Below are 259 nucleotides of genomic sequence, written 5' to 3' on the forward strand. Positions count from 1 at the left end.
CATTCTGCAAAAGCTGCCAATGGCCGATAATGTGCTGCAGGGCAGTGCATTTTTATTTGATGATCAAGGCATAGTGTTCAGCGCCCAGCAGCAAAAGCTGGCTGACAATCCTGCCATGAATACACTGTACGCCGGAGTTAAGCCTGGTAATGCAGTACTGCAACAATACGCCACTGCTGTAGCAACACAAAATTATTCCACCAAAGTGCCTTACACAATGGTGGCTGATTACCTTATTTCGTCAGCGCCAGTCAGTCGT

General features: G+C 47.5%; 1 protein-coding gene. It reads left to right on the forward strand.

Annotated elements, in window-relative coordinates:
- Positions 1–19 precede the first annotated feature (19 nt).
- Positions 20–259 (forward strand): hypothetical protein (locus SB753_RS38735; protein ID WP_410805371.1); only part of this gene is annotated, 240 nt, incomplete at its 3' end.

This window comes from Paraburkholderia sp. SIMBA_053 (assembly GCF_046534895.1).
Taxonomy (GTDB): Bacteria; Pseudomonadota; Gammaproteobacteria; order Burkholderiales; family Burkholderiaceae; genus Paraburkholderia; species Paraburkholderia caledonica.